We start from the raw sequence: 12,379 nt of genomic DNA on the forward strand, positions 1-12,379 counted from the left end.
CAGGGGTCAGGGCAGGACGAGCAGCCGGGCGGGCGGAGAGTCGGGGGCCTGCCAGAAGAAGCGGGCCTCGCCCACGACCTGCCAGCCCCGGTGCACGTAGACGGCGTGCGCGACGCCGTCGCGGTCGTCGACGTCGAGGACGGGCGTGCGGCCCTGGGCGCGCAGGTGCTGCTCCGCGGCGTCGAGCAGGCGACCTCCCGCGCCCATGCCCTGGACGTCGCTCGCGACGAAGAGCACCGAGACGCACCCGAGCTGGTCGACCGGGCGCCCCGCGCCGGCCGACCAGATCGCGCCGTGCTCGTCGTCGTGCACCGACGTCACGCTGACGTGCCCGACGACCCGGCCCTCGTGGACGGCGACCCACGCGGCCTCCTCGTCCGGTCGCACGAGGAACTCGCGGACCCCGACGACGGGCGGCCAGGCCCGCGGGTAACCGCTGGTCGGCTGCTGCTCGCGGACGACGTCGATCAACGTCGGGACGTCGGCCTCGACGCGGGGGCGGACGGTGATGGCGGGGGCGGTGGTCACTCGGCGTGGCACGAGGCGATCCTCGCACGGGGCCCCGACGCCGGGATCAGCCCGAGACGCTGAGGGTGGCGCCGACGGTGGCGACGTCGGCCAGCGCCTCGGCGTGCACCCGCGCGAGCTGCGCGCGGGACACCTTGAGCCCGCGCCGCGTGTCGTCGGTCGTGACGTGGGCGGGGCCCCCGACGCCGGCGCTGTCGGCCGCGTCGTCCGGGACGTCGGTGAGCGAGACCGGGCGGACGAGGGTCCAGTCGAGGCCGCTGGCGCGCACCACCTCCTCCTGCCGACCCGAGTCGGTGAACTGGCGGCCGATGACGAACCGGAACACCAGCTTCCAGGTGAGGTCGAGGTGCGCCCACGAGCCGCCGAGGCCGTACGTGCTCTGCACGACCAGGCGGCGTACGCCGGTCTCGCGCATGGCCGCGACCACGGTCGCCGTGCCGCGCGAGCGCACGTCCGCAGGGGTGCTCGACCGGCGCAGCCACTGCACGGCGAGCGGGTTGTCCGAGATGCCGAGCGTGACGACGACGGCGTCCTGCCCGGCGACCGCCTTGGCGACCGCCTCGGGGTCGAGGGCGTCGCCGTCGACGGGCTGCAGGGACCCCGGCTGCGCGTCCGGACCTGCGACCGGTGCGGCGAACGCGGTGCTCGCCGTCCGGCCGAACGCGGTCACGCGGTGCCCCGCGGCCACGAGCTCGCGGGTGATGGCGAGGCCGCTGCCCCGCGTCGCTCCGACCACCAGTACGTCCATGAGAGTCCTCCTCGTCGTGCCGGGCCCCGTGCGGCTTCGGCGTCTGGTTCCAGATTTCCGGCACGGCGCCGGACGATCCATGAGGTGACATCCGGGAGTCTTGACCGTTCGTCCGGAGGGTCGCAGGATGGCGGGATGAGCGACGCTGCCGCCCTGCTGCCCGTCCCGGGCGCCGGGAAGCCTCAGGCCGACCCCTGGGCCGACGTGCTCGGGACCCTCGAGATGGACGCCGTCTTCTGCTCCACCGGCCGGTTCTCCGAGCCGTGGGGCATCGCGATGCCGGCGCTGCCGGGCGTCCTCATGTTCCACCTGCTGCTCGACGGCCGGGCGGTCGTCGACGTCGAGGGCGGGCGGCACGACCTCGGCCCCGGCGACCTCGTGCTGGTGCCGCACGGCGCCGGCCACGCGATCACGGGCACCGCCGACGACCCCGCCACCGGGCTGTGGGACGTCGACCGCACGGTGGTCGCCGACCGGTACGAGCAGCTGCGGATCGACGGGGGCGGACGACCGGCGACCTTGGTCTGCGGGGCGGTGGGGTTCACCGACCCGGGTGTCGGCCGCCTGCTGGCGAGCCTGCCGCCGGTGCTGCGGGCGCCGGACGCCGCGAGCGGGTCGGGCGCGGACGACGGGCCGGACGGCGGCTGGCTGCGCGCCGTCGTCGCCGCGATCGACCACGAGGCGCACCACCCGCGGCCGGGCACGGACGTGGTCACGGCCCGGCTGGCCGACGTGCTCCTGGTGCACGTGGTGCGGCGCTGGCTCGAGGCGGAGGAGCCGGCGTCGGGGTGGGTCGCCGCGCTGCGCGACCCTGCGCTCGGGCCCGTGCTGCGTGCCGTGCACGCGGAGCCCCAGCGCCCGTGGACGCTGGAGTCGCTCGCCGCCGTCGCGCGGCTGTCCAGGTCCGCGTTCGCCGAACGGTTCGCCCGCACCGTGGGCGAGCCGCCCATGGGCTACGTGGCCGGGTGCCGGATGGACGCCGCCGCGCGGCTGCTCCGCGCGCCGGACGCGAGCGTCGAGCGGGTGGCCCGGCAGGTCGGCTACGACTCGGTGCCGGGGTTCCACCGCGCCTTCGTGCGGCGGCACGGCGCCACGCCGGGCGCGTGGCGCTCGACCGGCCCTGCGCGCAGCCTCGCCGAGGTGCTCGCACGCTGAGGGCGGCCGGCACCGGTCCGGTGGGGGTGCCGGTGCGGGGGAGAATGCCTCGGTGAGCATCCCCGAGCCCGGCGTCGACGACGCCCGCACCACCCGCGTCACCGACCCCGCGGACCCGCGACTGCACGACTACACCGACCTCAAGGACGTGAAGCTCCGCGCTGCGAGGGAGCCCGCCGAAGGGCTGTACATGGCCGAGTCGTCGTCCGTGATCCGGCGTGCGCTCGAGGCGGGCCACCGCCCCCGGTCGTTCCTCATGGCCGAGAAGTGGCTCGACTCCATGGCCGACGTGCTCGCCGCCCACCCCGACGCCCCCGTGTACGTCGGGTCGGACGACGTGGTGCAGCGGATCACCGGGTTCCACCTGCACCGCGGGGCGCTCGCGGCGATGCACCGACCGGTGCTGCCCTCCGTGCACGACCTCCTCGCCGCGGCCCGCGGGGGCGCGGGCGCGCGCCGCGTCGCCGTGCTGGAGGACATCGTGGACCACACGAACGTGGGCGCGATCTTCCGCAGCGCGGCGGCCCTGGGCGTGGACGCCGTCCTCGTCTCGCCGCGCTGCGCCGACCCGCTGTACCGCCGCTCGGTGCGCGTGTCCATGGGCACCGTGTTCCAGGTGCCGTGGACACGGCTGGACTCCTGGCCTGGCGGCCTGCACGCGCTGCAGGACGACGGCTTCACCGTCGCGGCGCTCGCCCTGTCCGACGACTCGGTGTCCCTCGACGACCTCGTGACGGACCCGCCCGAGCGCCTCGCGATGGTGCTGGGCACCGAGGGCGACGGCCTGTCGCGCGGCGCCGTGGCCGCGGCCGACGTCGTCGTGCGCATCCCCATGGCCGGGGGAGTGGACTCGCTCAACGTCGCCGCCGCGTCCGCCGTGGCGTTCTGGGCGACCCGGGCCTGATCCCGGCACGGACGAGGGGGCCGGTGCAACCGCACCGACCCCCTCGCCGTTCGTCGCCCCCCGGCGAACCCGGTCAACCCTTCAGCTCGGCCGCCAGATCGTCGAGGAAGACGTCGAGCACGCCGTCGCCCAGCTTCACCGGGGCGGCGCCCCAGCGGTTGTCCGGCGGGTCCACGATCACCTGCTCGGCCGCCACGGCCGAGGCGTCGGCCCGGGCGAGGAGCGCGTCGCGCCGCGCGGCGTCGCCGCGCAGGTCGGCCCTGGCGGCGTCGAGGGTGGCCAGGAACGCGTCGCCCCACAGGTCGTTCGCCTCCAGCCAGGGCGCGGCGTCCGACACGAACGCGGGGTCCACGCCGGACCGCCGGAGCGTCTCGGGGATGCCCGCGACCGTCCGGGCGTCGTCCCGGAGGCGGGCGATCGCCGGCGCCTGGTCGCCGGCCTCCCAGCGCTCCCAGAAGTCGTCGATCTCCGCCGCGAGGGCGGGGGCCTGCGGCTGCCACGGGTCGCCGAAGCTCGGCGCCAGGTGGTTGAGGTCCCCGAACGCCAGGAGCGCCTCCACCGCGTCGTGGTCGTCGTGGGCCAGGTAGCGCATCGCCTCGAGCCAGCTCCGGTCACGGTCGTACCCGCGGTCGTTCCACGCGAAGTCCGCGATACCGAAGACGGCGACCTTGCTCGCCGCGGCCTGGTTCATCGGGTTCGAGACGATGCCGGCCAGGTGGTCCGACAGCCCCGGCTCGCGCTTGTCGTACGGCGCCAGCAGGAGCCGCCCGCTGGTCTGGCCGTAGTCGTTGACCGGGTAGTTGTCCCACAGGAAGGTCGGGCCGCCGAAGACGGTGTCGGCCTCGATCGCCTGGTCCACCGAGATCGACTGGGGCACGACGTCGTTGCCCGTCCACATGACGACGACGTCCTCGTCCATCGACCGCAGCGCGGCCTTGTACGGCGACTCGGTGGTGTTGTAGTACTCCGTCGGTACCGTCTGGAGCGGCCGGGCGCCGTCGTGGGTCTCGATCCAGCCCTGCTGCACGCGGGTGAGGAAGTCTGCCTGCGCCTTCCCGGCGTTCCCCGGCGACGGGTCGCCGTAGGCCTCCTGGTCGGAGTCGCAGGCCCAGCGCGAGTAGTCGATGTCGTCGAGCGGGACGCTGAAGGCCCGGACGCCGACGTCGTACAACGCCTGGAACTTCCGCTCGAGGGCCGCCATGTCCTCGTCGCTCGAGTAGCAGACGCTGTTGCCCGGGGAGAGCGCGAACGTGAAGCGCACGTGGTTCGTCGTCGCGGCCTCGGCCAGCTCGGCGAGCTCGGCGAGCTTGTCGGCCGGGTAGTCCTCGCGCCACTTCTCGCGGTGGTACGGGTCGTCCTTCGGGGCGTAGACGTAGGTGTTGGCCTTGACGTCGCCGTAGAAGGCCAGCTGGTCCAGCCGCTCGGCGTGCGTCCACGGCTCGCCGTAGAAGCCCTCGATGGTGCCGCGCAACGGCATGGCGGGGAAGTCGCGGACCGTGGCGCCGGCGAGCGCCGTACCCCGCCGACCGTCGACCAGGAGCTGCCCGAGGGTCTTGACGGCATAGAACTGCCCGGTCGCGTCGGCCCCGGCGAGCACGACGGTGCCGCGGCCCCTGTGCGCGTCGACCTGCACCGCGTACGCCTCGTCGTGGTCGGGCACCGTGACGCGGCCCAGGGCGGCCCGGACGTCGGTGCGCGACGCGTCGCCGAGGAGGACGCGGACCCCCGCGCCGCCCGGACGCCGGCTGTCGGGGCCGCGGACGACGGTGCGCACCCCGTGCTCCTGCAGCGTGCGGGTGAGCGCGTCGCGCGCCTCGTCGTCGGTGTCGGCGTCGACCACGACGTCCACCGACCGGGGGAGGCGGAGGTCGTCGTCGGAACGCCATATCTCCTGCGGTGCGGGGCTGACGGTGGGAAGGTCGTCCCGGGTGGGGGGCGACGCGGACGCGGTCGTCGTCACGCCGGCGGCGAGGAGCATCGTGGCCGTGAGCGTGCCGGCGGCGAGTCGTCGTCTGACGGTGGTCATGAGAACCTCCATTGGTCTAGACCAGTTTGACCACCCTGGCGAAGGTCGATGCTCCTGTCAACAGGAGGACGGGGTCGTCGTCAGGGGGCTCGTCGGTGACCCGCGCCACATGGAATTACGAAACAGGGGGATGACGAAACCCTGGGGTGAAGGTTAGCCTCACCTACGTGAGTCAGACCCTGGCGCCCACGGCGCCCCCCGTGGTCGAGTCCCGTCCCGCCGCCGCGATGGCCGGGCGCGGGCTGCGGCTGTCCTACGACCGCCGCATCGTCGTCGACGACGCGGAGATCGAGCTGCGGCCGGGCGCCGTGACGGCGCTGCTCGGCCCCAACGGCTCGGGCAAGTCGACCCTGCTGCGCTCGCTCGCGCGGCTGCACCGCCCCGACGCGGGCAGCGTCACGCTCGCCGACGGCGACCGTGACGGCGACACCGACGCGCTCGCCCTGCACCCCAAGGACTTCGCGCGGCGGGTCACGCTGCTGTCGCAGAGCCACCCGACGCCGAGCGGCGTGACCGTCCGCGACGTCGTCGCCTACGGCCGGCACCCGTACCGCGGACGCTTCCGGTCCGCGGACGCGGACGGCCCCCGGGCGATCGCGCACGCCATGGACGTCACCGGCGTCGCCGAGATGGCCGAGCGCGGCGTGGACGAGCTCTCCGGCGGCGAGCTGCAGCGGGTGTGGCTCGCGACCTGCCTCGCGCAGGACACCGGCGTGCTGCTGCTCGACGAGCCCACCACCTACCTCGACCTTCGCTACCAGGTGGAGCTGCTCGACCTGGTGCGCGACCTCGCCACCGAGCACGGCGTCGCCGTGGGCGTCGTCCTGCACGACCTCAACCAGGCTGCCGCCGTCGCGGACCACGTCGTGGTGCTGCACCGCGGCCAGGTGCGGGCCTCCGGCCCGGCGGGAGAGGTGCTCACCAGCGAGCTCCTCACCGAGGTCTACGGCATCCGCGTCGACGTCACGACCCACCCGGACACCGGCCGCACCCGCTGCGAGGCGGTCGGCAGGCACGCCGCGCGCGGCGCCTGACCTCCCCCTCGCCACCAGACCCACACCCCGCCGGCGCCCCGCCCGGCACCGTCGCGCCCGCACCCGTGGCGCACCGACCCGAAGGACACCGAGACACCCATGCGCATCCCCACCCGTTCGCTGCTGGCCGGAACCGCCGCCGCCGTGGCCGCGCTCGCCCTCACCGCGTGCGGCACCACCGAGGACCCGGCGGCCGAGGCCGCCGCCGAGCCGTCGGCCGCGACCGGTCCCGTCACGTACACCGACGAGCGCGGCGAGCACACCCTCGACGCCCCTGCGGCCGACGTCGTCTCGCTCGAGTGGGGCCTCACGGAGAACCTCGTCGCGCTCGGTGTCGAGCCCGCGGGCCAGGCCGACGTGGCCGGCTACAACACGTGGGACACGGTCGCGCCGATCGACGAGGGCACGCCCGACGTCGGCACGCGCGGCGAGCCCAGCCTCGACGCGATCTCGGCGCTCGAGCCGGACCTGGTGGTCACCACCACCGACCTCCCCGAGAACGTCATCGCCCAGATCGAGGAGGTCGCGCCGGTCCTGACGCTGCGCGGCTCCGACGGCACCGACCCGCTCGGGTACATGAGGGAGACCGTGACCACCCTCGGTGAGGTCACGGGGAAGCAGGACGCCGCCGCGGCCGCGCTCGACGACTTCGACGCCAAGGTCGCCGAGGGCAAGGCCGCCCTCGAGGAGGCCGGGCTCGGCGGCGCCGAGTTCACGATGGCCGACGGGTGGATCGCCAACGGCACAGTCTCCGTGCGCATGTACACGCCCGGATCCTTCTTCGGCGCGCTGGGCGAGGCCGTCGGCCTCAAGGACGCGTGGACCGAGGGCGGCGACCCCGACTACGGGCTCGCGCAGACCGACGTCGAGGGCCTGACGAAGCTCGGCGACGTGAAGTTCGTCTACGCCGCCAACGACTCCGAGGCGGACCCGTTCGCCGACGGGCTGAAGGGCAACAAGGTGTGGGAGCAGCTGCCGTTCGTCACGGGGGGCGACGTGCACCGCATCCCCGACGGCATCTGGATGTTCGGCGGCCCGCTGTCGGGCGCGGCGTACATCGACGCGCTCGTCGACGCGCTCGCCTGACCCGCCCGCAGCACGTGTCCGTGACCGTCTCCCCGCTGTCCGCCGCCCCCGCCACCGTGCCGGGGCGGCGGGCGGCGCCCGTCCGTGTCGTGGCGGCGTTCGCCGTCGCGCTGCTGGCCGTTCTCGTCCTGGCCGCGGTGCACCTCACCCAGGGCACGGCGGACGTCGGCGCGCTCGACGTGCTGCGCGCGCTCGTCGGCGCCGACCACGACGGCACGGTCGCCGTGCTCGTCTCCTCCCGGCTGCCGCGCCTGCTGGCGGGCCTGCTCGTGGGCGTGGCCCTCGGCGTCGCGGGGGCGGTGCTGCAGTCGGTGGCGCGCAACCCGCTGGCCTCGCCGGACACCCTGGCGGTCAACGCCGGCGCGTACGTCACGGTGGTCGCGGCGGCCGCGCTCGGCCTGTCGGTGCCGTTCTATCTGCAGGGCGGCATCGCGTTCGTGGGCGGCCTGGCGGCCGCGGCGCTCGTGCTCGCGCTCGCGCGCGGCGGCGCCGACGGCCCCACCCGGCTGGTCCTCGCCGGCTCGGCCATCATGCTCGCGCTGCACTCGCTGACGATGGTGCTGCTCGTGCTCTTCGAGCAGGAGACGACCGGCCTGTTCGCGTGGGGGAGCGGCAGCATCGTGCAGTCGGGCACGCGGACGGTGAGCCTCGCGGCGCCGGTGGTGGCCGCCGGGGTGCTCGGCGCGCTCCTGCTGGCCCGCCGGCTCGACCTCCTCGGTCTCGGGGACGACGCCGCGCGCGTCCTCGGTATCGACGTGCGCCGCACGCGGGTGCTCGCCGTCCTGGCGGCCGTCCTGCTCGCCGCGATCGCCGTGACGGTGGCCGGCCCGATCGGCTTCGTCGGACTCGCCGCGCCCGTCATCGCCCGGCTCGTGGGTCGCAGGGTGCCCGGCCTCGGCCGGCACGTGCTGCTCCTGCCGTTCGCGGCCCTCGTCGGCGTCGTCGTGGTGCTCGGCGCGGACGTGCTGCTGCGCGCGATCCTGCCCGGTCAGGCCTCGGTCGTGGTGCCGACCGGCGTCGTGACCAGCGTGCTCGGCGCAGGCATCCTCGTGTGGATGGCCGGGCGGCTGCGCGACGCCGGGGCGGGGGCACGGGGCGCCCGAGGGGCGCTGGGGCGGCCCCGCTCACGAGCGTGGGTCGTCACCGTCCTGGTCGTCCTCTCCGTCGCCCTGGTCGCGGCCGTGGTCGCGGGCCTGCTGCTCGGGGACCGGATCGTGCTGCTCGGCGACGTCTCGAACTGGGTGCAGGGCGCTGCGGGGCGCCAGGTGAGCTTCGTGCTCGACCAGCGCGTGCCGCGCGTGCTCGCCGCCGTGCTCGCGGGGGCGGCGCTGGCGCTCGCCGGGACGATCGTGCAGGCCGTGTGCCGCAACCCGCTCGCCGAGCCGAGCCTGCTCGGCGTCACGTCGGGCGCGGGCCTCGGCGCGGTGCTGATGATCCTGCTCGTGCCCGGGGTCGGCATCTGGCCGATGTCGGCGGCCGCGGGCGCGTGCGCGCTCGGCGTGTTCGCCCTCGTGTACGTGCTGTCGTCGCGCGGCGGGCTCGGCTCCGAACGCCTGGTCCTCGTCGGCATCGGCGCCCAGGCGGGCACGACGGCGCTCATCACGCTCGTCGTCCTCGTCATCGCGCCGTGGGACGTCAACCTCGCGCTCACGTGGCTGTCGGGCTCGACGTACGGGCGCAGCCTGGAGCAGCTCCTGCCCGTCGCCCTCGCCCTGCTCGTCATGGTGCCGCTCGCGGCGACCTACCGCCGCGAGCTCGACGTGCTGTCGCTCGACGAGGACACCCCCCGCGTCCTCGGGCTCCCGGTCGACCGCTCGCGGCTGGTGCTGCTCGGGGCCGCCGCGCTGACCACGGCCGCCGCCGTGTGCGCCGTGGGCGTCATCGGCTTCGTCGGGCTCGTCGCCCCGCACGCCGCCCGCGCGCTGGTCGGGGCCCGGCACGCGCGGGTGCTGCCCGTGGCGATCCTCGTCGGCGCCGTGCTGGTGTCCGCGGCGGACACGCTCGGCCGCGTCGTCATCGCCCCCGGGCAGATCCCCGCGGGCCTCGGGACGGCGCTGCTGGGGGCGCCGTACTTCGTCTACCTGCTCTGGCGGTCGCGGGGACGCGCGACCGCCTGACTCTCGCCGCCTTTCGAGCGGGGCCGCGGCGAGGGACGATGACGGGGTGGACGAGCACAGGGCCGCCCCGGTGGTGGTCGGCTACGACGCGTCGGAGCCCGCCGACGTCGCCCTCGCCTGGGCGGCGCGGGAGGCGCGCACGCGCGGCGCCGTGCTGCGCGTCGTCTACGTGCGCGACGCCCACGACACGGGGGTGGCCGCGCGGCCGCACGGGGAGGACCTGGGGGAGCGCGGCGAAGGCGGCGCGTGGCCCGTCGTCGAGGAGGCCGCGGCCCGCGCCCGCGACGTCGCCCCCGGCGTGACCGTCGAGACCTTCGTCGAGTACGCCTCCCCGTCCGCGGCGCTCGTGGGCATGTCGGCCGACGCCGGCGCCCTCGTGCTGGGCGCCACCCGGCACGGCGGCCTGTACGAGGCGATCCGGGGCACGGTGGTGCTGCAGGTGACCGCGCACGCCCACTGCCCGGTCGTCGTCGTGCCGGCCGAGGGCCCGCGGGCGGACCTGCCGCCGGACGCCCCTGTCGTCGTCGGCTTCGACGGTTCGGAGCAGTCCGCCGTGGCCCTCGACGCCGCCGTCGACGCCGCGTGGGAGCTGGGACGCGCGCTCCGCGTCGTCGTGGTGTGGCGGCCCGGTGTGACCGAGTGGGTGACGTCGCGCGGACCCACCGAGCACGAGGCGCACGACATCACCGAGGCCGACGCCGGGCCGGTGCTGCAGCACGCCCTGGCCCGGGTCGAGGAGCGGCTGCGGGAGCGCGGCGCGCCCGAGGGGGCGCTGGAGGTGCTCGGCGAGACGCGCGAGGGCCAGGTGGTCCGGGTGCTGCACCGCGAGGCGGAGCGCGCCGAGCGACTCGTGCTGGGCACGCGCGGCCGCGGCGGCTTCGCGTCCCTGCTCCTGGGCTCCGCGACGCACACCCTGGTGCGGACGGCGGCCTGCCCGGTCGTGGTGGTCCGCGCGCCGGGCGCGGTGGAGGCGACCACGTAGGCGGTGCGCGCCGGTGCCCACCGGTGCTCAGCGCGTGTGTGACGACGGTCACCCGGGGTTGCGGACCCCCGGCGAGGTGAGGTTAGGCTTACCACCGTGACCGAGACCGTCGAGGCGACCGAGCGCGCCGACCAGACCGCCGCGCAGGACGTCGTCCCCGAGCAGCCGTACCGCATGTTCGACGTCACCGTCTCCCGGGTCACCCGGCTCTGCCCGTCGTTCATCCGCATCACGTTCACCGGCGAGGACCTCGACGGGTTCGCCGACAACGGCAAGGACCAGCGGATCAAGTTCCTGCTCCCCGCGCCGTGCGGTGGCTGGGAGTACCTCGATCGGCAGAACCCCGACTGGTTCACCTCGTGGCGCGCGCTGCCCGAGGAGCGCCGCAACCCGCTGCGCACCTACACCGTGCGCGCCGTCCGGCAGGACCTGCGTGAGGTGGACGTCGACATCGTGCTGCACGGTGACACGGGGCCCGCCTCCCGCTGGGCCAACGGCGCGAAGCCGGGCGCCCCGCTCGTCATCATGGGGCCCAACGCCGCGTACACGGACGGGCCGCACGGCGGGCTCGAGTTCAACCCGCCCGCCCGCAGCCACGCCCTGCTGCTCGCCGGCGACGAGACCGCCGTCCCGGCGATCGCCGCGATCTGCGAGTCCCTGCCCGACGACGCCGTCGGCGAGGTCTTCCTCGAGGTCCCGCACCGCGAGGACCGCTGGACCCTCGCCGCGCCCGCCGGCGTGCGGATCTCGTGGCTGCCGCGCGAGGACCGCGAGCACGGCGACGTGCTCGTGCCCGCCGTGAAGGAGGCCGCGGACCGGCTGCTCGCCATGGGCGTGCGCCCGTCGGCCGACGCCCCTGCCGTTCCCGAGCTGCTGGCCGTGGAGGGCGACGGCCCGGCGCTGACCGCCGCGGGCGTCGACCTGGACGGCGACCTGCCCGACGTCGACATCGACGCGGACATCCTCTGGGAGGTGCCCGTCGACGCGACCGGCCAGCCGCTCGCGCAGGACACGGTGCTCTACGCGTGGCTCGCCGGCGAGGCCGGCTCGATCAAGACGCTGCGCCGCTACCTCGTCTCGGAGAAGGGCGTCGACCGCAAGGCCGTCGCGTTCATGGGCTACTGGCGCCGCGGCCGCGCGGAGTGCTGACGGTCCGCTGAGCCGACGACGGCGCCCCGTTCCCGACCCTCGGGAGCGGGGCGCCGTCGTGCGTGCGGCGTCAGCGGGTGACGCCGAGCCCGTCGACGACCTCGACGCCCGGCATCGCGCAGAGGAGCTCGCCGGACATGAGCAGCTTGGACCGCCGCACCCCGGAGCCCATCAGCGCGAGCGCCCCCGGTGCGGCGAAGCGGGAGTCCACGAGCACCCGCCACCCGGCGGGCAGGCCCACCGGGGTGATGCCGCCGTACTCCATCCCCGACTCGTCGGTCGCGCGCTCCATGGGCAGGAACGACGCCTTGCGCGCGTCGAGCAGCTTGCGCACGCGGGTGTTGACGTCGGCGAACGTGGCCGCGGTGACGACGCAGGCGGCGACGCGTTCGACGTCGCCGCGCCGGCCCGCGACGACGACGCAGTTGGCGGAGGCCTCGGGCGGCAGCCCGTGCAGGTCGTTCAGCGTGGCCGTGTCCGCGTGGTCCGGGTCGATCTCCGTGACGGCGACCAGCCCGCCGACGCGGCCGTCCAGCGCGGCCCAGGCGCGCAGCGCGTCGGCGACGGGCGGCGCGAGCAGGTCGGGACGGTCGAGCGCGGGCGTCCACGTCAGGTCGCCGAGGGTGGGGAGCCCGGGCATCCCGGGTGTC

Annotated in this window: 11 protein-coding genes; 7 read left to right on the forward strand and 4 right to left on the reverse strand. The window is 75.5% G+C overall.

The features are described 5' to 3' along the window. Positions 1 to 6: 6 nt before the first annotated feature. Positions 7 to 540 (reverse strand): GNAT family N-acetyltransferase, encoded by a 534-nt coding sequence (locus tag ACQP6G_RS05845; RefSeq protein WP_429763304.1) that lies wholly within the window; start codon positions 538 to 540, stop codon positions 7 to 9. 34 nt (positions 541 to 574) lie between these two features. Next, positions 575 to 1,276 carry an NAD(P)-dependent oxidoreductase gene (locus tag ACQP6G_RS05850; RefSeq protein ID WP_429763305.1) on the reverse strand — a complete coding sequence of 234 codons (702 nt, stop codon included), beginning with the start codon at positions 1,274 to 1,276 and terminating at the stop codon, positions 575 to 577. A gap of 135 nt (positions 1,277 to 1,411) precedes the next feature. Between ACQP6G_RS05850 and ACQP6G_RS05855 the strand changes: the two genes are divergently transcribed. Together ACQP6G_RS05855 and ACQP6G_RS05860 are read left to right on the forward strand one after the other, a co-directional pair. Then, entirely contained in the window at positions 1,412 to 2,431 is a 1,020-nt protein-coding gene (locus ACQP6G_RS05855; RefSeq protein WP_429763306.1) for an AraC family transcriptional regulator, read from the forward strand. A gap of 52 nt (positions 2,432 to 2,483) precedes the next feature. Further along, positions 2,484 to 3,335, forward strand: coding sequence for a TrmH family RNA methyltransferase (locus ACQP6G_RS05860; protein WP_429763307.1), 852 nt, complete (start codon positions 2,484 to 2,486; stop codon positions 3,333 to 3,335). A 73-nt stretch (positions 3,336 to 3,408) separates the two neighbouring features. Here ACQP6G_RS05860 and ACQP6G_RS05865 read toward each other — a convergent pair whose 3' ends face one another. Beyond that, positions 3,409 to 5,361 carry a protein O-GlcNAcase gene (locus tag ACQP6G_RS05865; RefSeq protein WP_429763308.1) on the reverse strand — a complete coding sequence of 651 codons (1,953 nt, stop codon included), beginning with the start codon at positions 5,359 to 5,361 and terminating at the stop codon, positions 3,409 to 3,411. 227 nt (positions 5,362 to 5,588) lie between these two features. Here ACQP6G_RS05865 and ACQP6G_RS05870 point away from each other — a divergent pair, with 227 nt between their 5' ends. From ACQP6G_RS05870 to ACQP6G_RS05890, 5 genes are all read left to right on the forward strand, one after another. Then, on the forward strand, positions 5,589 to 6,395 hold the full coding sequence (locus ACQP6G_RS05870; protein ID WP_429763783.1) for an ABC transporter ATP-binding protein: 807 nt from the start codon (positions 5,589 to 5,591) through the stop codon (positions 6,393 to 6,395). 99 nt (positions 6,396 to 6,494) lie between these two features. Next, complete coding sequence (locus tag ACQP6G_RS05875) at positions 6,495 to 7,481, forward strand: ABC transporter substrate-binding protein (RefSeq protein WP_429763309.1); 987 nt, start codon at positions 6,495 to 6,497, stop codon at positions 7,479 to 7,481. A 20-nt stretch (positions 7,482 to 7,501) separates the two neighbouring features. Beyond that, positions 7,502 to 9,598 (forward strand): iron ABC transporter permease, encoded by a 2,097-nt coding sequence (locus ACQP6G_RS05880; protein ID WP_429763310.1) that lies wholly within the window; start codon positions 7,502 to 7,504, stop codon positions 9,596 to 9,598. Positions 9,599 to 9,644: 46 nt separating this feature from the next. Next, the gene (locus ACQP6G_RS05885; RefSeq protein ID WP_429763311.1) at positions 9,645 to 10,580 is read left to right on the forward strand and encodes a universal stress protein; all 936 of its coding nucleotides are present in this window, start codon (positions 9,645 to 9,647) and stop codon (positions 10,578 to 10,580) included. A gap of 96 nt (positions 10,581 to 10,676) precedes the next feature. Beyond that, a complete protein-coding gene (locus tag ACQP6G_RS05890) occupies positions 10,677 to 11,729 on the forward strand; it encodes a siderophore-interacting protein (protein WP_429763312.1) in 1,053 nt (350 codons plus the stop codon). A 70-nt stretch (positions 11,730 to 11,799) separates the two neighbouring features. Here the strand turns inward: ACQP6G_RS05890 and ACQP6G_RS05895 are convergent, their stop codons facing one another. Further along, positions 11,800 to 12,369, reverse strand: coding sequence for a YbaK/EbsC family protein (locus ACQP6G_RS05895; protein WP_429763313.1), 570 nt, complete (start codon positions 12,367 to 12,369; stop codon positions 11,800 to 11,802). Positions 12,370 to 12,379: the final 10 nt, after the last annotated feature.

It is taken from the genome of Isoptericola nanjingensis (assembly GCF_050311635.1).
Taxonomy (GTDB): domain Bacteria; phylum Actinomycetota; class Actinomycetes; order Actinomycetales; family Cellulomonadaceae; genus Isoptericola; species Isoptericola nanjingensis.